The organism is Yoonia sp. KMU-150, from assembly GCF_056858355.1.
The window spans coordinates 62,491-84,885 of record NZ_JBXEQF010000003.1 but is presented as its reverse complement, the minus strand read 5'-3'; the positions used below and the strand labels follow the sequence as shown (position 1 = coordinate 84,885).

Here is a 22,395-nt window from a genome sequence, read left to right as displayed (position 1 = left end):
CGATATCGCCGCCGTCGCCATATATGGTGTCGTCGTCGTCACCGCCCCAGATCCGGTCGCTGCCATAGGTCATCACACCGCCCGTGGTCGGACCGGGGTTGGCGCGGGTGTCGCCATAGACGAGATCCTCGCCCGCGCCGCCGAAGATGCGGTCGTTGCCGCCGGTCACGCTGTGGTCGATGGCGACCATCGCGGCTTCCCACACGATCGTGACGACGTCGCCACGGATTTCATCGTCGCCGGCACCGCCGAAGATCAGGTCATGGCCGCCTGTGGCGGTACTGCCGCGAAAGTCCTCCTCGTCGATCCGGCCGAAATCGCCGCTGATGAAATCGTCCCCGCCGCGCCCGTAGATCGTGTCGGCCGCGCCGGTGACCTGCGCATCGGACAGGTCCCGCACATCACCGAATATGGCGCTGCCTTCTGTGGCCGCGCCGACCAGCACATCGGTGCCGCCCGTGACGGTGGCCTGGATGACCGTCTGCGCATCGCCGATCAGGGTATGTGCACCCGCCCCGGCGTGCACGACGATGGTATCGCGTCCGGCGGTCAGCCGGGTCGTGGCGGTGGATGCCGTGCCGTCGACCAGGGGGGTATCGCCGATCAGGGTCTGGCTGAAATCGCGCCCGCCGCCGCGGATCGCGTCGTCACCGGTCACCACGACGCGGCCCGCGACGCTGAACTGGTCGCCGAAGACGAGCCCCCCGGACCGGGCGGGCGCATAGATGACGTCGTCGCCCTGCAGGATCAGGTTCCAGAACGCCACCGGGCTGACCAGCAGGGTCGCGATGGGAACGTCGATATCGCGGACCAGCACCTCCATCTCGGTGGCGGGCCAGGCCCCGTCGCTGTCCATGTCGATGCGCAGGGAGGTGGCCCGCGCGGTGCTGGTGGGGCGGCCTGATCCGGCGATGGTGATGCCGCTCCCGCTGGCATGGATCTGGTGCCCGTCGGTGGTGTTCCAGACATAGCGGCTGGGGATATGGGTCTCGTAACCCTGGTAGTCGACCAACCCGGACCGGTCCATGCGCAGGGTATCGAGAAAGCTGCCGCTGTTGCGTGCGTCGAGAACGGCCATCGGATGGTCCTTTCGTTGCGTCGGCGCGCCACGCCGACCCTCGTGCGTTCATCCGGTCACGCGGGTGGGGGGCGGGCCGCCCCCCGCCCCCGATGTGCAGTGCCTAGACGATCATCAGATCGTCCTGCAGCAGGGTCTTGTCGGGGCCGAAACCCAGCAGCGTGACCTGATCGGCGGCAGAAAGGTTCAGCGTCACGTCATTGCCTGACACGGTGGCCGCGTCGATCACCTGCTGGGCATCGGTAAAGCCGTATTTCCGGTCGATCTGGATCGTATCGACATCGTCGGTGAAGTCGAAAATCCGATCGATGCCGCCGGTCGTGCCGGTACTGCTGGGCGCGTCGACGAAAACAAAGGTGTCGGCATCCGCACCGCCGGTCATCTGGTCGTTGCCCAGACCGCCGTACAGCAGATCGTCACCGGTGCCGCCGAACATGCGGTCGTTGCCGACGTTGCCCGCCAGCGTGTCGTTGCCGGCCTCGCCATACAGGATATCGTGGCCGCCGAAAGCGTCCATGTCGCGGGTGGCGTCGCCATAGATGATGTCGTCGTCGTCACCGCCCCAGATCCGGTCGTTGCCGAAATCGATCCGGTTGATGTCGCCGGGTTCGGTCACGAAGCCGCGCTCGTTGTCGCCGTAAAGCCGGTCACCGCCGCTGCCGCCGAAGATGCGGTCGTTGCCCGCGTCCAGTCGCTGGGCGGTCTCGAACCCCAGTTCGAACAGTACCAGCCTCCCGACATCGCCGTAGACCGTGTCGACGCCCGCCCCGCCGAAGATCAGGTCGTCGCCGGCCTCCACCTGGTTGCCGCTGTAGAACCGCTGGCCCATGACGCGCATGTCGCCATAGATGGTGTCGTCGCCGCCGCGCCCGTAAAGCTGGTCGTCGCCCGCGATGGCGACCAGCGACCGGATCTCGTCGAAATCGCCCACGATCAGGTCCGCACCCGCGTCCGACCCGCTCAACCGGTCGTCCCCGCCGGTCAGGTCGGCATCCAGGCCGAAGGACACATCGCCGATGATCGTGCCGGTGCCGGTGGTGTGATAGGCCACGATCACGTCGTCGCCGCCGGTCAGCGCGGTGGGTCCGCTGCTCAGCCCGTTGGCGGTGGGGGTGTCGCCGATCAGGGTCTGTGCCGCGCCGCCGCCGCCGCGGATCGCATCGTCGCCCGCGATCACGGTGCGCCCGCGCACGGAAAACTGGTCCCCGAACAGGGTCGTGCCCGCCATGGATGGGGTCGGCGCATAGATGATGTCGTCGCCACCCAGGGTCTGGTCCCAGAAACTGATCTCGTTGTTCACCAGCGTGGCGATCTTCACGTCGATGTTGCGGATCAGCACGTCGATGTCGGTGGTCGGAAAGGCCCCGTCCGCCCCCAGATCGAACCGCAGGCTGGTGGCCTCCGCACTGCTGGTGGGCCGCCCGTTGGCGGCGATGGCGACGCCTGTGCCGTTGGCGTAAAGCCGGTCGCCTGCCTGATTGTCCCAGACGTATTGCGTGGTGCTGTTGGAAACGTAGGACCCGTAGCGCGCCAATGTGGTCTGCGTCATGTCGAAAGTCTGGTCCGCGCGGCGGGCGTCGAGAATGGCCATGTCGTTATTCCTTTCCTTGAAAGCCGGTCAGTATTGCCTTGATTAAAATCGGTTTATCAGAAAACCACCAGATCATCCAGCAACAGGGTCTTGTCGGTCCCGAAATCCAGCAGGGTCACCCGGTCCGTGGCGGAGAGATTCAGGATCACGTCGTTGCCCGACACCGTGGCCGCATCGACCACCGCCTGCGCGTCGGCGAACCCGTATTGCGAGCCGATCTCGGCGGTATCGACGTCGTCGGTGAAGTCGAATATCCGGTCGATGCCGTCCGATTCATTGTCGAAGACGAAGGTATCCGCATCCGCGCCGCCGGTCATCTGGTCGTCGCCGCGCCCACCCGCGATCCGGTCGTCGCCGCTGCCGCCGAACATCCGGTCGTTGCCGCCGTCGCCCGACAGAAAATCCGCACCATCCTCGCCGTACAGGATATCGGCCCCGCCGTCGCCGGGCGTTGCGGGGGAATCGCCGTAGATGGTGTCGTTGTCCGCACCGCCCCAGAGCCTGTCATTGCCGTATGTGATCGTGGTGCCGAAATCCTCCGACAGGCCCGACCGGGTATCGCCGTAAAGCCTGTCCTCGCCCGCACCGCCGAACACGCGGTCGTTGCCGCCATGGGCGGTGTTGATCGCGGAAATGTCGTAGATGGTGGCGAAGTCGCCATAGACCGTGTCGTCACCGGTTCCCGCAAAGATCAGATCCGCGCCGCCGGTGGCGTCGTTGCCCAGGAAATTGCCGGCGCCGATATCGTCGTAGTCGCCATGGATCGTATCGGCTCCGCCGCGCCCGGACAGGACGTCGTCGCCACCCGTGGCCAGTGAATCGCCGATCTGGCGTGCATCGCCGACGATCGTGTCGCCTTGCGTATCCGACCCGGTCAGCCGGTCGGCCCCGCCGTGGAACGTGGCGTTGATACTGTAGTCCGCATCGCCGATCAGCACCGATGTGCCGGTGCTGTTGTAGGCCACGATGGTATCCGCGCCGCCGTCCAGCCGCGCATCCGTGCGGCTGCCGAATTCCGCAGACAGGGTCAGGGTGTCGCCGATCAGGGTCTGGCCCGCACCGTCGCCGCCGCGGATCGCGTCGTCGCCCGCGATCACGGTGCGGAACGCCACGCTGAACTGGTCGCCGAAGATCGTGGCGCCTGCCGACCCCGGGGCGTAGAGGATGTCGTCACCGCGCAGGATCTGGTCCCAGAAGGTGACCTCGCCCAGCAGCAGCGTGGCGATCTTCACGTCGATGTTGCGGATCAGCACGTCGATATCGGTGCCCGGGTAGGCGCCGTCGGTGCCCAGGTCGAACCGCAGGCTGGTGGCCACGGCACTGCTGGTGGGCCGCCCGTTGGCGGCGACGGCGACGCCCGTGCCGTTGGCATAGATCCGGTCGTCCAGCGGATTGTCCCAGACGTATTGCGTGGTGGTGTTGCTCACGTAGCTGTCGAACCGTGGCAACTGCTGCACGCTCATATCGAAGGTTTCGTCGGATTGGCGGGCGTCGAGAATGGCCATCTGGGGTCTCCGTTCGGATCGGGCGTTTGCCGGGACCACACTTCGGCAGACGGCATCCTTGTCCCGCCAAGGGTAGGACAGGGGTGCGGGGCTGGCAACCGGTGCACCCCTGTGCCCGGACCCGGACGGGCCGGACGGCAAAAGGGACCGTCCCGCAGGCGGCCCCTTGCAAGGATGACCGGGGCGGCCCGGTTTGCGTGTCTAGAACAGGCCGATATCGTCCAGCACACCGCCCGCCGTCCCGATGATGCTTTCCAGCAACCCGTCGAGATCGGCCCCGTAGCCCACCAGTGTCACCCGATGTGCCACCGACAGCTCCAGCGTCACGTCGGAACCGAAGACGGTCGCGTTCGACAACATCAGATCGAGGTCGATCAGGCTGTAATCGCCTTCCAGCATCAGGTTGTCGCTATCGCTGTCATAGCCGTGGATGCGGTCCACGCCGGTCGAGGTTTCGTCGAAGACGAAGACATCCGCACCCGCGGCACCGGTCATCTGGTCGTTGCCCTGACCGCCGTAGAACGTGTCGTCGCCCAGACCGCCGAACATGCGGTCGTTGCCGCCGCCGCCATAGATGACGTCATTGCCGGCCTCGCCCCAGAGCACGTCATTGCCGCCGTTCAGGACAGTGTCCTCGGGCTGGTCGCCATAGATGATGTCGTCATCCGCGCCACCCCAGATCCGGTCGTGCCCATAGGTCATGTCGGGTGCGGGGGCATCGGGGTCGGTCACGGCAGGGGCGGGGATCTGCGTGTCCCCATAGATCGTGTCCACACCCGCACCGCCGAATATCCGATCGTTGCCCATCAGCACCTGCATATCGGCGGCATCGGTTTCGGTATCCGCGACGTCGCCGTTGATCAGATCGTCACCGGCGCCGCCGAAGATCAGGTCGTCGCCCGCATCCAGCACCGATCCGTCGCCGATCTGCCCGACATCGCCGGTCAGCCGGTCATCGCCGCCACGACCGTAGATCACGTCGTCACCGCCGGTCACATCCGCATCGCCCATGCTGCCGACGTCGCCGATGATCACATCGGCCTGTATCTGCGACCCGGTCAGCATATCGTCACCGGCGATCACGGTGGCATTCTGCGCGGTCATGGTATCGCCGGTCAGCATGGAGGTGCCGGTGGCGTTGTAAGCGACGATGGTATCGTCGCCCGCGGTCAGGCGGGTGGTGGCCGCAGCACCCTGGGTGCCGATGGTGCGCAGGGCATCGCCGGTGAAATCCTGCGCGTCACCGCTCCCGCCGCGGATGGCGTCGTCGCCGGTGTCGTGGGTGCGGTCCATCACGCTGGCCAGATCGCCGAAGATCGTGGCGCCCACGCTGCGGGGGGCATAGATCACGTCATCCCCGGCCAGCGTACTGCTCCAGAATGTCAGGTCATCGGAAAGCAGCGTCGCCAGCGGTGTGTCCACATCGCGCAACAGCACGTCCATATCGGTGCCGGGGTAGCTGCCGTCACCGCTCAGATCGATGCGCAGGGTTTCGATGAAACCGGAACTGGTGGGCACACCACCCGCCGTCAGGTTGATGTCGAACCCGGTGGCATAGACGCGATGTCCGGGATCGGTTTCCCAGAAGAAATGCGACACGGAACTGTCGATCGTGTCGGAAATGGTGGAAAGCCCCGGCATCTCCATATCGAAGATTTCATCGGCGCTGCGAATGTCCAGAATTGCCATTGGTAACCTCATACTCGTTTTGGTTGTTAAAGTGATATGAGAACTACCCAAGCGCGACACCTGGGCAGAAATGTGGCCGCTCTCTGCCGATGATTGGAAAGTTAATTTGGGATTTTGAAAGGTTAGTTAACATAACCTTGATTAGACGCGCAGTCGGGTGCTCTGGGGAAGCGCGCTACCGTGAGGTAAAGTTATTATTTAAAACCAATGGATTACACCCTAAAAGACCATCGCGTGGGCACCGTGTCTTCGCAATTTTCTGTTCAAGAACGCCGCAAGGTCGAGAACTGATGGCACGCAGGGGTGTCTGTCGGAGAGATGGCGGGACGCTCCTGTCGCGGGGTGACCATGCAGGATAGACGGTCGCTGCGCCGCCCTAGAAGAAGAAATCGTCCGCAGGCAGGTCCGGGTGGTCGGACACGGATGGGGCGAAATTATCCGGGCCGCTTATGGGCAGCTCCGGCACCCGTTGCGCTGCCTGCTGCGGCACGTCCAGTGGCGGCAGCGTGTGAAAGACGAAGGCATCCGTACCGGAATCCGCCCCGGCCCCGGCCACACCGCCCGCCGTATAGTCGCCCGCGTCCACCGTCACCTTGAAATCCCGCAATGATCCTGCAAAATTGGCCTTGCCCCAGGGGTTGCCGAACATCAGGTCGAGCCGCCCGCTGTCGCGCAGCGTGCCGTCGAAATCCGCCGTGACCGCGACACCGTCGACGGAGAGCGCCAGAACGTCATCCGCCAGCGTGATCGTCACGGCGTGCACCGCCCCGTCGCCGATGCCCGCGCCGGAAGTCATCAACCGGGTCATGTCGCCACCCGTGTCCCAGGCGTAAAGCCGCAGCTCGCCCACGTCGGTCACCTGCGCCAGGAAGCTGCCGTGCAGGCGCATCACCTCGCCGGCACCCCCTGCGCCTTCCAGCGTGAAGGACAGCGCGAATTCGTCCGCATGCAGGATATCGGCGACATGGGCGCGGTCCACCTGCGCCGTCACCCCCGGCGCGCCCAAATAAAGCCCGCCTGAATCGCCCTGCCCCATGCCCGCGAGCACCTCCGCCTCCCCCAGATCATAGGCCACGAAGCGCCCGTCCGCCTGCATGCCCAGCACATCCGGCCCCGCGACCGTGACCGTGCTGACCGCCGATGTGCTGGCACCCGCCCCGTCGCTGACCGTCAGCACCGCGTCATATGTGCCCCCACCCCCATAGGCGTGGGTGACGACGGCCCCCACCGCCGTCACCCCATCGCCAAAGTCCCAGTGGTAGGTCAGCCCCCCGACCGCCTCCGGGACTTGTGCCGTGAAAACCCGTGCGGCCGCATTGCCCGCCGCGGGTGACACCTGGAACTGCGCGCTCAGGAACGTACCACCCGCATCCGCGACACCCATGTAGCTGGCCGAGGCCCCGGCCCCGGTCAGCGCCACGTCGCCGTCGCCGATCAGCGTGAACCGGTGCGCGCCGGTCGTGGTCAGCGAAGAGGACACGAAGACATCGCCGTAAAACCCCGGGCCATGCGGATCCTGATCTTGCACGGTCACGTTGCCCGCCACCTGCCAATCGGCCTGTTCCGCCGATGTGCTGTCCGGCCCGATCAGCCCGCCGGTCAGGTTGTCGGTCACCGTCACATCCAGGCTTTCCGCGCTGACCCGGATGCGCGGGATCTCGACCGATGCATCCGCGCCGTCGTCAGCGCCGCCGTCCGCATGCAGCACCGAGTTGTTTGCGATCACCAGCCCTTCCGTCTCGCCTACCGTGATGCCATGGGTGTGTGCCCCCACCAGCAGATTGTCGGTGATCGCGATATCGCGGTAGAACATCTCCGCCCCCGCCAGCCCGCGATCCACCTGATCGTTGCGGATGAAGATGAGCTGTGCCGCCGTGCCGTCACCGATATCGAGGATATTGCCAGAAATCGTGACGCCAGTCGTGGGGGCGGTAGTGCCGCGGGTCCAGAACTGGATGAAATCGGGATGGTCGCCCGCATCCGGGGCGGCACGGAAATCGTGGATATGGTTGCCGCTGATCGTCACGTCCTGCACGCCGCCAAAGTTCAGCCCGTCGCTGCGCATGTCGGAAATATCGTTGCCCGCGATCACGACACCTTGGCTGTCGGAGGTCACCACCCCGCGCACGAAGCCCGACAGGGTGCTGTCGGTGAGGGCGATGTTTTGTGATCCGGTGATCGACAGGGCGAACCCGTTGCCGAAGCCGTCCACCGCATCCGATACGCCCGTGGCCACGTCACCGTCGAAGACCGCGTTCGTGATGGTGATACCGGCGCTGTCGCGGATCGCGAAGGGGCGGGTCCAGGCCGGATCGCCGGGGGTGAAGCGGTAATCGAAGGTGATGCCGTCGAAGGTCAGGTTGGCGGCGCCGCGCAGGTCCAGCCCGGTCAGCACCGCCGTGCCGGGGTCGGCGGCGCGGAGCGTCACACCGCCCGCGAAATCCATGTCCAGCCCCGCCTGCCCCTTCAGCGTGAGCCTGCCATAGTCACCCCCCGCCAGCAGGATCACATCACCGGTGCCCGCCGCGTGCAAGGCGGACAGCAGGGATGCGGCGTCGGACACGCTGTGGGTGGCGGACATGGCGAAAGCTCCGGCGGCAGCTACGGATCACGCGAAAAAGCGTTTTGAACGCAAAGGGTTACAGGCCCCGCACTTTAGAAAGTGTGAACTGTGGCGGGCAATCCAAATTTTGCCCGATTTTCGCCGCATTCTGGAAAATTAAACGTTTACAAACGCTTGGCGATATCCCGCCCCGGCGGCAGTTGCAGGCATCCGCGCACAATCGCCAGCGCCGCGCGGGGCTGTGCACGGATCAGCAACTGTGCCGCCTTGGCCGCCCCATAGGCCGCCCCGCCCGGCAGGCCCCATTTGCAGAATCGCCACAGGAACCGCATCCGCGCCCGGTGCATGAAATAGAGCGAGAAGGGTGACGCGCCCCGGTTCACCCCCGCCGACCCGATGGAGGTGCCCGCGGTGTGATAGACCACGGCCGCCGGATCATGCGCCAGCGGCAGCGCGCCCCGGCGCTGCGCCCAGTCACCCTCTTCGTAATAGAGGAAGTAATCCTCGCGCAGCGGGCCCGCCGCCTCATAGAAGGCGCGGCTCGCCACCATGCTGGCCCCGGTGATGAAATCCATCTCGCCTGCATCGGGCGCGGGTGTCGTCGCCGGGTCAGCATATTGGTTGATGTTGTCGGTCACCCCCAGATGCCAGCGGATGCGCCCGCCGTCGATCTGGATTTTCGATGTGTCCTCGGCATAGATCACCCGCCCCCCCATCAGGGAAAACCCGCCCGGGGCCGTGGCAAAGACATGCGGCGTGGCGGGAGGGACCACCGTATCGGGGTTGAGTATCCAGAACCGGTCCAGCTTGGGATCGCGCGCCAGATGCGCCAGCCCCACGTTCACGCCACCGGCGAAGCCCGCGTTGCGCCCGGTCTCGATCAGGGTGACCCGGTGCACCTGCCCGGTCCCGTTCAGATGCACCGGTTTCAGGCAGGGGCGCAGGGCGAAGGGCAATGTGTCGGGCGGGGTATAAAGCGTGTCACCCGCGGCCCAGCCCCGGATCGCCGCGACGCTGTCGTCGCGCGAGCCGTTGTCGACCACCACGATGCGCAGCGCCACGTCGGTGACCGCCAGCAGGCTTTCCAGACAATCGCGGATCACGTCGCCGGAATTGAAGCTGACGATGACGACGCCGAGCACGGGCAGTTGATCGGGGTCGGTCATGGTTCAGCGGGCATAGCACGGCGCGGCGCGCGCGGGGGCTGCGGCGGGCGCGGTGTCGAAGCGGGTGAACCTGTGGCCCGCCCGTGATGCCTCCTGCGGTGGGGCGACCTCATCCGTCGCGGGTGTCGCACGGATCATCCAGACCCCGGCCCCCAGCATGAAGAAGGTGAAGGAATAGATGTTGGTCCAGATATGCACCGTGCAGATCGTGAAACTCAGCCCCAGAAAGGTGAAGACCCAGGCCCGGCGGAACTGCGTCAGTGTCGCATCACCCGCGAAATCGCGCCGCATGATGTGAAACACCACCAGCACATAGCCCGCGGCCACCGTCAGGAACCCGGGGATGCCGTAGCGCACGGCCATCACCAGCCAGTAATTGTCCATGCTGCCCGAATACATATACCAGGGCCGCACCCAGTCCTTGAACCCCAGCCCGAAGACCGGGTTGGCCCAGACGTTCACCATGCCCCATTCGAAGATCTGCGCGCGCCAATAGGCGGTATGGGCGGAAAACGTCGCATAGGACATGAAGACCTGGATCGGCGTGCGGTTCGACAGCAGATCGATCACCACATAGGCCAGCACAAAGAGCCCCACCAGCAGCCACCAGCGGTGCCGGGTTTTGAACATCATCGCCCAAGCGATCAGCCCCAGTTGCAGCACGATCGCCAGGAGCGCGCCCGAGGACAGCGCCAGAAACCCGCAGGCCGCGATCAGCGCCGAGACGATCCAGCGCCGCGCGGTGCCCACCATGCCTTCCATCGCGACGAAGGACAGCGAGAAGGTGACCGAACAGAACAGCCCGAAATGGATCGGATGGGCGAACCCCATCTGCACCCGCTCCAAGCCAAAGCGCCGGTCCTGAAAGTTCAGTTCCGGCGTGCGCAGCCCCGCCGCGCGAATGGCCTCCAGCATCAGCGGGCGGCCGGTGATCGTCTCGAACAGGGCCAATGGCGCCATGCAGCAGACGATCAGCACCAGCGCGCGGCACAGGGCACCGAATTCCGCCGGCGTGCGGATGAAGGCACGCCCCAGGAAATAGCCGCCCAGAAACTCGATCCCCACCGATCCCATCTGCTCGATCACCATCGACGGGTTGTTCATCGCCAGTGCGATGGCGGACCACCCGATATGCAGGGTGAACAGGATATCGGTGGCCAGAACCCGGCCATGCCGCCCGGTCAGCACGCCGATCATCGCCGGCAGCACCATCACGATCAGCAGCAGCCGCAGCCCGGTCATCAGCAGCGGCCCGGCCTGAATGCCCACCGGGATCACCACCGCCAGCAGATAAAGCCAGACCACCACGGGCAAAGCACCCGCCGCCGCAAGGGGCCGGGCTGCGGGCCGCGCGGCGCGGCCATCGTATGGGGCGGTCATGGTCACCGGGTGTCGATCCTTGTGGCGCTTGCTGCGCTCTGGTCAGGGTCGTTGCTGCTCTCGCCTTCGGATAGTAGTGACTTGCGGCATGAATGCGACCGGTTTCGGCCGGTTCCGTGCAACCCGCCTCAGGGTGTGGCAAGCATACCCGCGCCCACATCCGCACCGGGCAGCCGGTAGGACGCCGGATCGCCCGGATCGCGCAGCGATGCGGCCCCGAAGACCGTGCCGTAATAGCCCGCCACGTCCCATGCGAAATTCTGCACGATCAGGTTGTCCGTCACCCGCCAGTCACCCTGCCCGCCAAAGCCCGCGATATCCGTCACCACGTTGCCGGTGATCGTCACGTCGCGCGCCGCAGGTGTCACGCGGATGCGCGGCACCCAAAGGCTGGGGCTGCCGGTATCGCCCGCCGCTGCCGGGTTCTGCACCACCGTGTTGCGCGCGATCACCAGCCCCCGCGTCTCGCCCACGGTGATGCCGTGGGTATGGGCGTTGATGATCACATTGCCCGTGATAGAGACGTTTTCATAGAACATCTCCGCCCCCGCCAGCCCGCGGTCGACCTGATCGTTGCGCATGAAAATCGACTGTGTCCACCGCCCCGTCCCTGCGTTGAGCACGTTGTCCGCGATGGTGATGTCGCGCGACGGGGCGGTCGTGCCATTGGTCCAGAGCTGGATCATGTCGGCGTGGTCGTCATTGCTCAGGTCACGGGCGAAATCGTGGATATGGTTGCCGGTGACCGTCACCCCCTGCACCTGTGCGAAGTTCAGCCCATCGCTGCGCATCGCCGTGATCTCGTTGCCCGCGATGGTCAGCCCGCTGCTACGCGTCGCCACCAGCCCGCGCAAAAAAGTGGTCAGGAGACTGCGGGTCAGGGTCACATCCGCGCTGTCGGTGATGGCAAGCCCGTAACCGGTGGGAAAGCCGTCCGCCGCGCGGTCACCCCGGACCGTGACCCGGTCGAAAGTCACACCCCGGCTGTCCGTCACCGCGAAGGGGCGCAGATGCGGTGGGTCACCCGCGCGGTAGGTATAGGCGAGCGTGATCCCCGTCAGCGTCACGCCCTGCACGTCGCGCAGGTCCAGGCCGGTGAGGGTGGCCCCGGGCTGGCCGGTCAGGGTGAGGTCGCGCGTGCCGCGCAGGGTCAGGTCGTCGTAGTCTCCGGAAGCCAGCGTGATGACCGCTCCGGGTGCTGCCTGCGACAGGACGGTTTGCAGGTCGGCGGCACTTTGCACGGTCTGCGCCTGTAGGAGGCTTCCCCAGAAAAGCACCAACATCAGAAAAACGCCCCGCCCTGCCGCAGGCCGGGCAGCGCCCTCTCTCCCCCCGGGAGGGCGCTTTTGCAGCCTCGCGGATTTCATACCCGGCCCATGTGCTGCGCAGGTCCTGCTTCACAAGACCGTTTCCCGCGCCCACCCAGAGAGAGCGCAGCCCTCACCGCGTCACACATCCGGCAGGTCTCCGATCAGCTCTGCGATGTCCTTTTCCCACCAGCGGCTCTCCTCCAGCCGCGTCACGACATCTTCACCGAACCGCATCTTCAGCCGCTTTGCAGGCACGCCGCCGACAATCTCGTAAGGCATCACGTCGCGTGTCACCACGGCCCCCGCCGCCAGCACCGCGCCGTTGCCGATCACCTTGCAACCGCTCAGAACCGTCACCCGGTCGCCGATCCAGACGTCATGGCCGATCACCAGTGGATTGTCGAAATCGGCCGGAATAGTGTCTGTTTCGACCAGCCCCAAGCCTGCGTTGTAAAAGAACGGATGCATCACCGGGCGCGCCACCGGATGATCCCTGCGCCGCACGATCAGCCCCGCGCCGCAGGACACGTAACGCCCGACGACCGTGCCGCGCGGCAGCACGCCGGGCTGCAGCAGCGACCCGTAGGAATAGGCGCCGACCTCCATCCCGTGATGGGCGGCCAGAATGTCGCGCCATGGGGCCGACCACATCAGCCCGCCCGCGCGCCGGGCACAGATGCGCTGCACCAGCCCGCGCAGATACCGCAGGTGATAGAGCGGCTTCACCCAGGCCCCCGCCCGCCCACGCGCCTCCAGCGCCGCGGCCTTCGCGGGGGCGTCCCGCACGATATGATCCTGCCAGTTCATCCGCCGATATGACCTCGCAGATGCCGCAACGTCCAGAGCGCCAGCACACAGGCCACCGGCAGTGTGACCCAGACCCAGGGCGCCCCCGGCAGTGCCGTGACCAGCACCAGCGCAAGCCCTGCGTGCCCCGCGATCACCGGCCTTGCGTCGAAGCCACAGCGCCGGACCAGCAGCCACAGCGCCAGCACATGGCCCAGCACCTCGCCCACGGCCCCGATCCAGATCAGCGTGACCAGCGATCCACCCTGCACCGCCGCGATCCAGATCAGCGGCAGCACCGCGATGCGCGGGATATTGGCCCACATCGCGTTCCCGGTCTCGCCGCGTGCCAGCGCCACGATGGCGGGGCCGGATTTCATCACCCGCAGCGCCTGTGCGATGGCCAGCGGCACCAGAAGCGGCACTATTCCGGCGTATTTCGCCCCCAGTAGCCAAATCACCAGCGGCGGCCCGGCCAGCGCCACGGCCAGCACCAGCACGATGCCCATCGCCAGTCCCGCCTCGACGGTGACGCGCGCCAGCCGGTCGAAAGCCTCCCCCGTGGCCCGGCTGAGCTGCGGCAGAAAGAAATTCTGCGCCGATTTCGCCATCACCAGCGTCGGCGTCAGCGTCAGGGTGAAGGCCAGCGCAAAAAGCGCCAGCGCCTCCATCCCGATGACGCGGCCCACGATCACCTTGTCGCCCTGAAACACCGCGAACAGCAGGATGCCGTTCACCAGCAGCGGCCAGCCGAAGCGCAGGCTCTCGCCCACCACCGCGCCGTCCCAGACCAGACGGTACGCCCGCCGCGCCGTCAGATGCGACAGCACGACCATCAGCACCGCCTGCACGATGATCGCCCAGAGCATCACGCGCCAGTCGCCGAAGGCAGCGGCCAGCGGCCAGACCAGCAGCAGCGACACACATGCCGGCACCGTGCCGGTCAGCACCAGCGGACCGAACCCCATGTCGCGGCCCAATCGGTGAATATCGAAATGCTGGAGTGCGTTCAGCACCGGCACGCATGCCAGCACCCGGTAGGCCCAGGCGACCTCCGCCACGCCCATGAAGGCGGCCAGCGGTCCCGCCAGCACGAAAAGCACCCCTCCCGCCAGCACACCGCGCAAAAGCTGGAACCCCTGCAAGGCGGCCTGAAACCGGGGCTGCGCCTCTTTCGCCTGCACGATCTGCTGCTGCAGACCCAGCGTGCTCGCCATCTCCACCAGCGCCATGGCGATGGCGAAGGTCGCGGCCACGCCGTAGTCATCCACAGGAATCAGCCGCGCCACCAGAAGATTGCGCGCCAGCAGCAACAGCGACGTCGCCGCATTCCCCGACAGGATCAGAAGGCCTGTTTTCCACATGAATGTTTTCGCGCCTTTGCGGCGTCCGTTCTGCTCTGGCTCTTTGTTCCCCGTTTGCCATGATCGGGTCAAGAACGCCCCGCGCGCCGTGACCACTCTGGTCAAGACCGTGGGATTTTGGTTCAACCGTCGCAACGGCCCGCAAAGGGCGCTTTCGGGGCGAGCAGCCGCCATGAACCACAGTCCGGCCCTTCAGCGCGTGGCGCGCGGTGACCTCTGCGCGGGTTGCGGCGCCTGTGCGGCCATCGCCCCCGCGCAGATCGCCATGCAGGTACAGCCCCCCGGTTTCCTGCGGCCCGTGCAAAGCGCGCCGCTGACCGGCGACGCCGAACGCCGCATCGCCACCGCCTGCCCCGGTCTGGGCCAGACGGTCGATGCCGCGGGCCGCAGCGACCATCCGCTCTGGGGGCCTTACGTTTCCATGCACACCGGCCACGCGACCGACCCCGATATCCGTCATGCCGGGTCTTCGGGCGGGGCGCTGTCGATGATCCTGATGCATCTGCTGGCCGACGGCGTGGTCGATGCGGTGATCCAGACGGCCGCCTCGCCCAAGCTCGCCATCGGTAATGCCACAGTGCTGACGACGGATGCGGCGGGCGTCACCGCCGCCGCCGGATCGCGCTACGCCCCCTCCGCGCCGCTGGCCGATCTGGCGAAACATCGCGCCACCGGCAAACGCTTCGCCTTCGTCGGCAAGCCCTGCGACGTGGCCGCCCTGCGCGCGATGATGGTGCGTGACAAGGACCTCGCTACCCAGATCCCCGTGCTGCTGTCGTTCTTCTGCGCGGGCGTGCCCTCGCATACTGGGTCAGAGGCTGTTCTCGCCGCGTTAGACACTGATCTGGCACAGACCGCCGCATTCCGCTATCGCGGCAACGGCTGGCCGGGGCAGGCCACGGCCACGCTGCACGACGGCACCCGGAAATCCATGAGCTATCACGCCAGCTGGGGCGGTATCCTGTCGAAACACGTGCAGCACCGTTGCAAGATCTGTGCCGACGGCACCGGCATGGTCGCCGATATCACCTGTGCCGATGCGTGGGAGGTGGACGCCCAGGGCTACCCCCTCTTCGACGACGCCCCCGGCACCAGCCTGATCGTGGCGCGCACGGCGCTTGGCGCGCAGATCGTCAAGGCCGCGCGTGACATGGGCCGGATCGCCACGGCGGATTTCGACGTGGACAGTCTCGCCGCGATCCAGCCCGGCCAGCGCGAACGGCGCCGCGCCCTGCTCGCCCGCCTGATCGGGCGGCGCATCGCCGGAAAACCGGTCCCTGACTACAAGGGTCTGCACCTGCGCCAAGCGGCCCGGCAGAACCCATTGCTGCGCAACTTGAAAAACCTCGGCGGCATGCTGCGCCGCTCGCTGAAAGCCCGCACATGACACCGCTCCAAATCTGCCTCATCATGCACTCCACCCGGTCGGACAATCTGGGTGTCGGCGCGCTCACGGTGTCGGAGGTGGCGATCATCCGCGACATCGCCCGCGATCTGGATCATCCCATCCACATCACCGTGATGGACTGGAAGGACCCCCGCGCGCCCTACGTCATCGGCGATGACGTGACGGTGAAAGACCTCGACGGAAAGGTCATGCTGAACCCGCGCGGCTACTTCGCGCAGGCCCGTGCCGCCGACATGGTGATCGACATCGGCGGCGGCGACAGTTTCGCGGATATCTACGGCGGGCGGCGTCTGCGGCGCATGTTCGTGCTGAAGTTTCTCACCCATTTGGCCCGCACGCCGCTGGTCATGGCGCCGCAGACCGTGGGGCCCTTCACGAAAACAGTGTCTAAAGCGGCGGCAAAGCTGTCCTTGCGCCTGTGCAAGATCGTCGCCACCCGTGATGCGATGTCCACCTCCGCGATCCGTGACCTCGGCGTCAAACGCGCCGTGATCGAGGCTTCCGACGTCGCCCTGCGCCTGCCCTATGACCCGCCCGAAACCACGGATGACACCACCCGCGTCGGCATCAACGTTTCGGGCCTGCTGATGGCGGGCGGCTATACCGGCAAAAACGAATTCGGGCTGAAGATGAACTATCCGGGACTGATCCGCGATCTGATCGGGTATTTTCAAGACCAAGGGGCAGAGGTCCATCTCGTTCCCCACGTGATCGTGCCCGCAGGGCGCATGGCGGCGGAAGACGACTACCGCGCCTCGCTCTCCCTGCAACAGGAATTCCCCGCATGCATCGTGGCCCCCGCGTTCGAGACCCCGTCCGAGGCGAAAACCTATATCGCGGGGATGGATTTCTTCATGGGTGCGCGGATGCACGCCTGTATCGCGGCCTTCTCCGCCGGTGTGCCGGTGATCCCCATGGCCTATTCCCGCAAGTTCGCGGGTCTGTTCGGCGCCATCGGCTATGACCACACCGTCGACTGCACGCGCGAGACGGCGGAGGCGATCAGGGCAAAGATCGTGACCGGGTTCGAAGAGCGCGACACCCTGGCCGCCGAGGCCGCCACCGCCCTGCGGACCGGACGCACCAAACTCGGGGCCTACGAGGACGCCCTGCGCGGGCTGTGCCGGGAACTAATCGCGCGGAAAACCGGCTGACCTATCCTTCGCGGTTCCACTTGGCCGAGAGCCGCTCGGGCCGTCCCGCAAGGGCCAGATCCAGCATCCGGCGGGCGCGGTAGGCGCGGATCCGGGCGAGGGCCGCGAAGGCCAGCGCCTTACCGCGCGCATCGGGCACGCGGTCGCAGGCCAGGATGCGCGGAATTTCGGCCAGCGGCGACAGGCCCATGGCAAGCGTCTTGGCGATCCATTTCGCTTTGCCGCCCGGCCCCGTGACGCGGGCATAGTCATGCGCCATGTGCCTGTCCCATTTCGCGAAGAGATCGGCGAAGCTGTCGCGCGCGGGGTGATAGACGCGCATCTGCGGCACATAGCGGATCGTGAAACCGGCGGCGGTCGCGCGCTGGCCCCAGTCGCGGTCCTCTGCCACGTCGAGGCCCGCGAAGGGGCCGACGCTGTCCAGCACCGCGCGCCTGACCACCAGATTGCCGGTGCCGGTGAACCCCTCGCGGGCGATATAGCGGTCCATGCGGTAGGCATAGATACTCTCGTAGGCTTCCAGCAGGGTCCAGTTGTCAGGATCTGCGCGGGCGATGCGCACGTCGCCGCCCAGGATGTCGTGATCGGGAATCGCGCGGGCGGCATTGGCCAGCCAGCATTTCGCCGCCAGACAATCGGCGTCGATGAAAGCCAGCACGTCACCCGTGGCATGGGCCACGCCCAGATTGCGGGCCGGACCGGGACCGGGCGTTTTCTCCTTCAACAGGGTCACATTTTTCGGCACCTGCGGCAGGACGCGCGAGCCGTTGTCGACCACGATCACCTCGTCCGGGGGCCGCGTGCCCTCCGCCAGCGAAGCCAGACAGCGCGCCAGCATGTCGGGCTGGTTGAGGTGCGGAACGACGACGGAAATCCGCATCAGTCGTAGCCGCCGTAGGTATTGTCGGGGTCGGTATAGCGGCACTTGTTCAGGATCACGCCCATAACGTTGGTCTGGGACGCGATGTCGCGCTCGCAGGCGTCGATCTGGCGGATCGTGGTTTCCTCGGCCGCGGCGATCAGCAGCACCGCGTCGACCTGGCCCAGAAACGCCATGGTATCGTCGCCTGTCATCATCGGCGGCATGTCGAAAAGCATGACCGTAGGGTCGTAGGTCGCCGCGATCTCGTCGAGTGCGCGCGCGGTGCGCCGCGATTGCAGCAGTTCCGCCGGGGCCGGGACCGGGTCGGCGTGGGCGGCAAAGATCAGGTTGTCGCCGATCCGCACGGCGGTCTCGGCAAAGCGCGCGGTGCCCGTCAGCACGTCGGCGAAGCGGTTGTCGCCGGGCAGGCCCAGAGTGCGCGCGAGGCTGGGTTTGCGCATGTCCATCTCGGCCACGATGGTGCGCTGGTCGGTCAGGCGGCCCAGGCTGAAGGCCAGATTGGCCACGAAGGTGGATTTGCCGCAGCCTGCCTTGGGCGAGGTCACGGCGATCCGGGTCCAGCCCTTTGCCGCCATCTGCTGCAGCAGGCGGGTGCGGATCACGTCGAAATCGGTGGCCCCGCGCCCCGCCTCACCGGCCACGATCCGGTTCTGCGCCAGCCGCCGGGGCGCGGGCACATGCGCGGGCAGGTCGGTCCAGAGCGAGCCGCTTTCCGGCAGCTGCAACTCGGGTGGCAGACGGCGCGTGGCGCGGGCCTTGGCGATGGCGTCCTGTATCTTGTCCATGGGTCTCTCCTAGAGGCCAGCGGTCCGGCGGCCGATCATGAGATCGAGCGGGGCCACATGGGCGTGCACCAGCCAGAGCAGCACCGGCAGGGCCACGAGGGCCGCGGTGACCGCCCCGCCGATGATCGCGCGGCGGCGCATGAGTTCGAATTTGGTGCGCATCAGCGGCACCGTGCCGAAGGGTGTGATGCCCAGTTTGCGGGTCAGATCGGCGGGCCGGCGCACGGCGGTGTTCATCAGTTCCATCAGCACGACGAGCGCCAGACCGAGCACGAGACCCGCGCCGACACCGGCACCGGCCACCAGCACGCGGCGCGGGCTTTGCGGCGCGCGCGGGGCCACGGCCTGTTCGATCACGGAAATCCGCTGCCCCTTGGCCAGCGCCTCGATGGTGTCGCCGGTTTCGGCGCGGGCGCGGTTGGCCACGGCCTGATCATACTGGATGCGCAGGTTTTCATAGTCGCGCTGCAACTGGTCGAGCGTGATCGCATTGCCCGGTGTCGCGGCGATGGAGGTGCGCAGCGCCTCCATCGTGTCCATGATCCGGGCCTTCTGGTCGTCGATAAAGGCCAGCTGCCCGTCGATATTGGCCAGCTGGATCTCATAGGCGGTCATCGGCGCGCCGTCGTCACCGGTCTGCAATCCTGCCGCAAGCTGGGCGGCGACCCGCGCCTCGGCTGCGGCGACCTGCGCCTCCAGCACCTTGATGCGCGGGTTCTGCGGGCTGAGCACGGCCAGTGCGGCGGCCATCTCGTCCTTCAAGGCCTGCAACTGCTGTTGTTCGGGGGTCGCGACCTCGGCGGGAACCGCGGTGCCGATGGTGCCCGTCGCCTCGAAGAGCGAGACCAGCCGGGTGCGCTGATCGCGCAGCGCGGCCTCCTCGCGCTGTGCCTGCGCCAGACGGTCCTGGGCTGCGGATTGCTGGGCGCGGCGGAAATCGAGACTGTCGGGCAGCGCCTCAAGGTTGCTTTCCTGAAACGCGAGGATCTGCGCGCCGCGGTCCGACAGTTCGCGGTCCAGGCGGTTCACCTCCTCGGTGAAGAATTCCAGCGTCTGACCCGCGACATTGGTGCGGATTTCGACGTTTTCCTGCAGGATCAGCGTCACCACCTCGTTGGTGACGGCGGCCGATAGCGCGGCGGTCGGGGCCTCGAAACTGGCGCGCACCACGGTGGCCTGCACCGGGCCGCGGCGGGTCTCGCCGCCCGTGGTCACGATGCTGATGCGCTTGCGCAGGTCGGCCACGACCTCGTCGGCGGGCAGACGGCGGGTGCCGCCCTGCTCTGCATAGATGTTCAGCCGGTTGGCCATTTCCAGCAACCGGTCGCGGGTCAGGATGCGCTGCTGGATGATCTGCAGCTGTTCGGTGGTTTCGGTCTGCACCGTCGTCGCGGCCAACTCGTCGGGGATCTGCTGGCTTTCCACGATCAGCACCGCCTCGGCGCGATAGACGGCCGGCAGCAGCAGCGCCAGCGCGACCCCGGCCCCGGTGCAGGCGGCCAGCACCAACGCGAAATAGGGCAGCCGCCGCATGAAAAGCGAGATGTAGAACCGGATATCCATCAACTGGCCACCCGGTGCTGGAAGGTCACGGTGTCAGGCCGGGCCTGCGGCGGGATGCCGCCGGCAAAGAACACACCGTCGGTCAGCACCTGCAGCACGGTGGCCGCACTGACCTGCGGGTCGTCCATGGTGAAGGCATAGACGAGTGCGAGATCGGCCAGCTGGTTGATCAGCCGCGGAATGCCGCCCGTGGCCATATGCACGGCCTTTGCGGCGGCGGGCTGGAAGATGTCGTAACCCGCCCCCGCGGTCTGCAGCCGGTGGCTGATATAGGCGTCGGTCATCGCGGCATCGAGGGCCGGCAGATCGAAGGAGGCCGCCACGCGCTGCGCGAACTGGCGCAGGTCGGGGCGCTGCACCATGCTGCGCAATTCCGGCTGGCCCACGAGGACAAGCTGCAGCAATTCATCGCGACCTGCGTTGATATTGGTGAACATGCGCAGCTCTTCGAGCATGTCGCGGGTCAGGTTCTGCGCCTCGTCGAAGATCAGCACGACACGGCGTCCGGCGGCATATTCGGCGACGAGGTAATCCTGGAACTGGGCGAACAGATCGGTGGTGCGGGCCTCTTTGTCGGTCGGCTGGGCCAGCGCCAGCAGCACCCAGCGTAACAGCTCGTCACGCCCGCCTGCGGCATTGGCCACCAGCCCCACGGTCACGTCGTCCCCGGTGCGGGCCAGCAGCTGGTGGATCAGCGTGGTCTTGCCGGTGCCGACGGCCCCGGTGATCAGCGTGATCGGCGCGCGGGTCATCAGCCCGTATTCCAGCATCGAATAGGCGCGGGCGTGGGCATCCGACCAGAACAGGTAGCCGGGGTCGGGGACCAGCGTGAAGGGCCGGTCGTCCAGCCCGAAATGGCCCGTATAGAGATCGGTCGTGTTGCCCATATTTCCCATGACAAGCGCTTTACGCGCTGCCCCTGACTGCTTTGGCCCCGCGTTGGGGACCGGTTGCGCCCGTCGCGTTTGCCGCGATCGGACCTTGATATCCTGCATGATGACCTTGCCGCCACCATGCAAGCATAGCGTGTTCATGACCCCGGATTGCGGCCTGACTTTGCTTTGTCTGCAACAGAATTAAGGCAATTTTTGGAAACGGGTCGTTTCCGCAAGTGAAACAATCGCTGCGGTGGCGGGTGCCCGTTCCGGCCCGTCGTTCAGGGTCGTGGCTTCAAGTGCCCTTGCCCGCCCCCGGGCCTGATGCGGGTCACGGGATATCCGCGCAATATGCTGGTTTCAAACGATCTTTCAGATCGCGTGTTCAGCCACACGCGCCCGTAAACAAGGCTGCAATGTGTCTGCCGCCGTGCGGTTAACCTTAATAATGTCTTGATGTTTCCCTCAAAACAGCACGGGCGGCTTCTATCCCCGGTTGCAGGATATTCATTCCGGATCGGGCACACACATGCACTTCAGCAAAGACATGCGCAAAAACGCGACCCCCGTGGGGGCACTGGCCTTCGATGCCGCCCCGGCCATCACCCTGCCCGCCACCCCGCGCCAGATGCGCGCCCGGGCCGCCTTTGCCGGCCCTGCGCAAACCGCGGGCCTCTATCGCGCCACGCTCAAGCAATTCTTCGACGTCACGGTCGTGCTGCTCGCCGCACCGCTCGTCGTGCCGCTGATCGCGCTCCTGGCGCTGGCCACGGCGCTGGACGGCGGCACCCCGTTCTACCGCCAGACCCGTGTGGGGCGCGGCGGGCGGCTTTATACCATGTGGAAACTGCGCACGATGGTGAAGGATGCCGATGCCGCACTCGCGCGCCACCTGGCGACCGATGCCGCCGCCGCCGCCGAATGGCACCACACCCAGAAGCTGAAGTCCGATCCGCGCATCACCCGGGTCGGCCGTATCCTGCGCAAGACCTCGCTGGACGAGCTGCCGCAGCTGCTCAACGTGCTGCGCGGCGAGATGGCGCTGGTCGGCCCCCGCCCGATGATGCCCTGCCAACAGGATATGTATCCCGGCACCGCCTATTACCACCTCAAGCCTGGCATCACCGGCCCCTGGCAGGTCAGCGCGCGCAACGAGACCAGCTTTGCCGCGCGCGCCCATTTCGACAGCCGCTACGCCCGCTCCCTGAGCTTTCTGGGCGATCTGCGGATGCTGATGCAGACCGTACGCGTGGTCACCCGGGCCACGGGCTACTGACGCAAGCACACAACACCTT

Annotated in this window: 16 protein-coding genes and 1 pseudogene; 3 read left to right on the top strand and 14 right to left on the bottom strand. The window is 66.4% G+C overall.

The window, feature by feature from the left end:
• From AC04PH_RS16835 to AC04PH_RS16790, 10 genes and pseudogenes are all read right to left on the bottom strand, one after another.
• Positions 1 to 1,078: calcium-binding protein (locus tag AC04PH_RS16835; RefSeq protein WP_483066998.1), on the bottom strand; the 1,078-nt coding region annotated here is incomplete at its 3' end.
• Positions 1,079 to 1,181: 103 nt separating this feature from the next.
• On the bottom strand, positions 1,182 to 2,669 hold the full coding sequence (locus AC04PH_RS16830; protein WP_483066997.1) for a calcium-binding protein: 1,488 nt from the start codon (positions 2,667 to 2,669) through the stop codon (positions 1,182 to 1,184).
• Positions 2,670 to 2,725: 56 nt separating this feature from the next.
• The gene (locus AC04PH_RS16825) at positions 2,726 to 4,174 is read right to left on the bottom strand and encodes a calcium-binding protein (RefSeq protein ID WP_483066996.1); all 1,449 of its coding nucleotides are present in this window, start codon (positions 4,172 to 4,174) and stop codon (positions 2,726 to 2,728) included.
• A gap of 201 nt (positions 4,175 to 4,375) precedes the next feature.
• Positions 4,376 to 5,863 (bottom strand): calcium-binding protein, encoded by a 1,488-nt coding sequence (locus AC04PH_RS16820; protein ID WP_483066995.1) that lies wholly within the window; start codon positions 5,861 to 5,863, stop codon positions 4,376 to 4,378.
• 376 nt (positions 5,864 to 6,239) lie between these two features.
• Entirely contained in the window at positions 6,240 to 8,444 is a 2,205-nt protein-coding gene (locus tag AC04PH_RS16815; protein WP_483066994.1) for a PKD domain-containing protein, read from the bottom strand.
• Between the two features lie 146 nt (positions 8,445 to 8,590).
• Positions 8,591 to 9,592: a glycosyltransferase family 2 protein gene (locus AC04PH_RS16810; RefSeq protein WP_483066993.1), complete on the bottom strand. Its 1,002-nt coding sequence runs from the start codon at positions 9,590 to 9,592 to the stop codon at positions 8,591 to 8,593.
• Between the two features lie 3 nt (positions 9,593 to 9,595).
• Positions 9,596 to 10,972 carry an O-antigen ligase family protein gene (locus AC04PH_RS16805; protein ID WP_483066999.1) on the bottom strand — a complete coding sequence of 459 codons (1,377 nt, stop codon included), beginning with the start codon at positions 10,970 to 10,972 and terminating at the stop codon, positions 9,596 to 9,598.
• Between the two features lie 128 nt (positions 10,973 to 11,100).
• Positions 11,101 to 12,255, bottom strand: coding sequence for a right-handed parallel beta-helix repeat-containing protein (locus AC04PH_RS16800; RefSeq protein WP_483066992.1), 1,155 nt, complete (start codon positions 12,253 to 12,255; stop codon positions 11,101 to 11,103).
• A 275-nt stretch (positions 12,256 to 12,530) separates the two neighbouring features.
• Positions 12,531 to 12,672: pseudogene (locus AC04PH_RS16795) on the bottom strand (chloramphenicol acetyltransferase); the annotation flags it as partial.
• A 413-nt stretch (positions 12,673 to 13,085) separates the two neighbouring features.
• Positions 13,086 to 14,432 carry an oligosaccharide flippase family protein gene (locus tag AC04PH_RS16790; protein ID WP_483066991.1) on the bottom strand — a complete coding sequence of 449 codons (1,347 nt, stop codon included), beginning with the start codon at positions 14,430 to 14,432 and terminating at the stop codon, positions 13,086 to 13,088.
• Positions 14,433 to 14,604: 172 nt separating this feature from the next.
• Here AC04PH_RS16790 and AC04PH_RS16785 point away from each other — a divergent pair, with 172 nt between their 5' ends.
• Together AC04PH_RS16785 and AC04PH_RS16780 are read left to right on the top strand one after the other, a co-directional pair.
• On the top strand, positions 14,605 to 15,819 hold the full coding sequence (locus AC04PH_RS16785) for a Coenzyme F420 hydrogenase/dehydrogenase, beta subunit C-terminal domain (protein WP_483066990.1): 1,215 nt from the start codon (positions 14,605 to 14,607) through the stop codon (positions 15,817 to 15,819).
• Positions 15,816 to 16,994, top strand: coding sequence for a polysaccharide pyruvyl transferase family protein (locus AC04PH_RS16780; RefSeq protein WP_483066989.1), 1,179 nt, complete (start codon positions 15,816 to 15,818; stop codon positions 16,992 to 16,994). The genes AC04PH_RS16785 and AC04PH_RS16780 overlap by 4 nt, the downstream gene beginning before the upstream one ends.
• Before the next feature lies 1 nt (position 16,995).
• On the opposite strand, the gene AC04PH_RS16775 is transcribed toward AC04PH_RS16780, so the two are convergent.
• From AC04PH_RS16775 to AC04PH_RS16760, 4 genes are read right to left on the bottom strand one after another with little or no spacing between them, the layout of a single operon-like run.
• Positions 16,996 to 17,874, bottom strand: a complete 879-nt coding sequence (locus AC04PH_RS16775) for a glycosyltransferase family 2 protein (RefSeq protein WP_483066988.1) — start codon at positions 17,872 to 17,874, stop codon at positions 16,996 to 16,998.
• On the bottom strand, positions 17,874 to 18,662 hold the full coding sequence (locus tag AC04PH_RS16770) for a CpsD/CapB family tyrosine-protein kinase (protein ID WP_483066987.1): 789 nt from the start codon (positions 18,660 to 18,662) through the stop codon (positions 17,874 to 17,876). The genes AC04PH_RS16775 and AC04PH_RS16770 overlap by 1 nt, the downstream gene beginning before the upstream one ends.
• 9 nt (positions 18,663 to 18,671) lie before the next feature.
• Positions 18,672 to 20,225, bottom strand: coding sequence for a GumC family protein (locus AC04PH_RS16765; protein ID WP_483066986.1), 1,554 nt, complete (start codon positions 20,223 to 20,225; stop codon positions 18,672 to 18,674).
• Positions 20,225 to 21,121: an ExeA family protein gene (locus AC04PH_RS16760; protein WP_483066985.1), complete on the bottom strand. Its 897-nt coding sequence runs from the start codon at positions 21,119 to 21,121 to the stop codon at positions 20,225 to 20,227. The genes AC04PH_RS16765 and AC04PH_RS16760 overlap by 1 nt, the downstream gene beginning before the upstream one ends.
• 508 nt (positions 21,122 to 21,629) lie before the next feature.
• On the opposite strand from AC04PH_RS16760, the gene AC04PH_RS16755 reads away from it, so the two are divergent.
• Positions 21,630 to 22,376, top strand: a complete 747-nt coding sequence (locus AC04PH_RS16755; protein ID WP_483066984.1) for a sugar transferase — start codon at positions 21,630 to 21,632, stop codon at positions 22,374 to 22,376.
• Positions 22,377 to 22,395: the final 19 nt, after the last annotated feature.

Bases quoted from the DNA above. Each gene is read 5' to 3' on its own strand.
- AC04PH_RS16830 (WP_483066997.1), bottom strand. From the start codon at position 2,669: ATGGCCATTCTCGACGCCCGCCGCGCGGACCAGACTTTCGACATGACG.
- AC04PH_RS16825 (WP_483066996.1), bottom strand. From the start codon at position 4,174: ATGGCCATTCTCGACGCCCGCCAATCCGACGAAACCTTCGATATGAGC.
- AC04PH_RS16820 (WP_483066995.1), bottom strand. From the start codon at position 5,863: ATGGCAATTCTGGACATTCGCAGCGCCGATGAAATCTTCGATATGGAG.
- AC04PH_RS16815 (WP_483066994.1), bottom strand. From the start codon at position 8,444: ATGTCCGCCACCCACAGCGTGTCCGACGCCGCATCCCTGCTGTCCGCC.
- AC04PH_RS16810 (WP_483066993.1), bottom strand. From the start codon at position 9,592: ATGACCGACCCCGATCAACTGCCCGTGCTCGGCGTCGTCATCGTCAGC.
- AC04PH_RS16805 (WP_483066999.1), bottom strand. From the start codon at position 10,972: ATGACCGCCCCATACGATGGCCGCGCCGCGCGGCCCGCAGCCCGGCCC.
- AC04PH_RS16800 (WP_483066992.1), bottom strand. From the start codon at position 12,255: ATGTTGGTGCTTTTCTGGGGAAGCCTCCTACAGGCGCAGACCGTGCAA.
- AC04PH_RS16790 (WP_483066991.1), bottom strand. From the start codon at position 14,432: ATGTGGAAAACAGGCCTTCTGATCCTGTCGGGGAATGCGGCGACGTCG.
- AC04PH_RS16785 (WP_483066990.1), top strand. From the start codon at position 14,605: ATGAACCACAGTCCGGCCCTTCAGCGCGTGGCGCGCGGTGACCTCTGC.
- AC04PH_RS16780 (WP_483066989.1), top strand. From the start codon at position 15,816: ATGACACCGCTCCAAATCTGCCTCATCATGCACTCCACCCGGTCGGAC.
- AC04PH_RS16775 (WP_483066988.1), bottom strand. From the start codon at position 17,874: ATGCGGATTTCCGTCGTCGTTCCGCACCTCAACCAGCCCGACATGCTG.
- AC04PH_RS16770 (WP_483066987.1), bottom strand. From the start codon at position 18,662: ATGGACAAGATACAGGACGCCATCGCCAAGGCCCGCGCCACGCGCCGT.
- AC04PH_RS16765 (WP_483066986.1), bottom strand. From the start codon at position 20,225: ATGGATATCCGGTTCTACATCTCGCTTTTCATGCGGCGGCTGCCCTAT.
- AC04PH_RS16760 (WP_483066985.1), bottom strand. From the start codon at position 21,121: ATGGGAAATATGGGCAACACGACCGATCTCTATACGGGCCATTTCGGG.
- AC04PH_RS16755 (WP_483066984.1), top strand. From the start codon at position 21,630: ATGCACTTCAGCAAAGACATGCGCAAAAACGCGACCCCCGTGGGGGCA.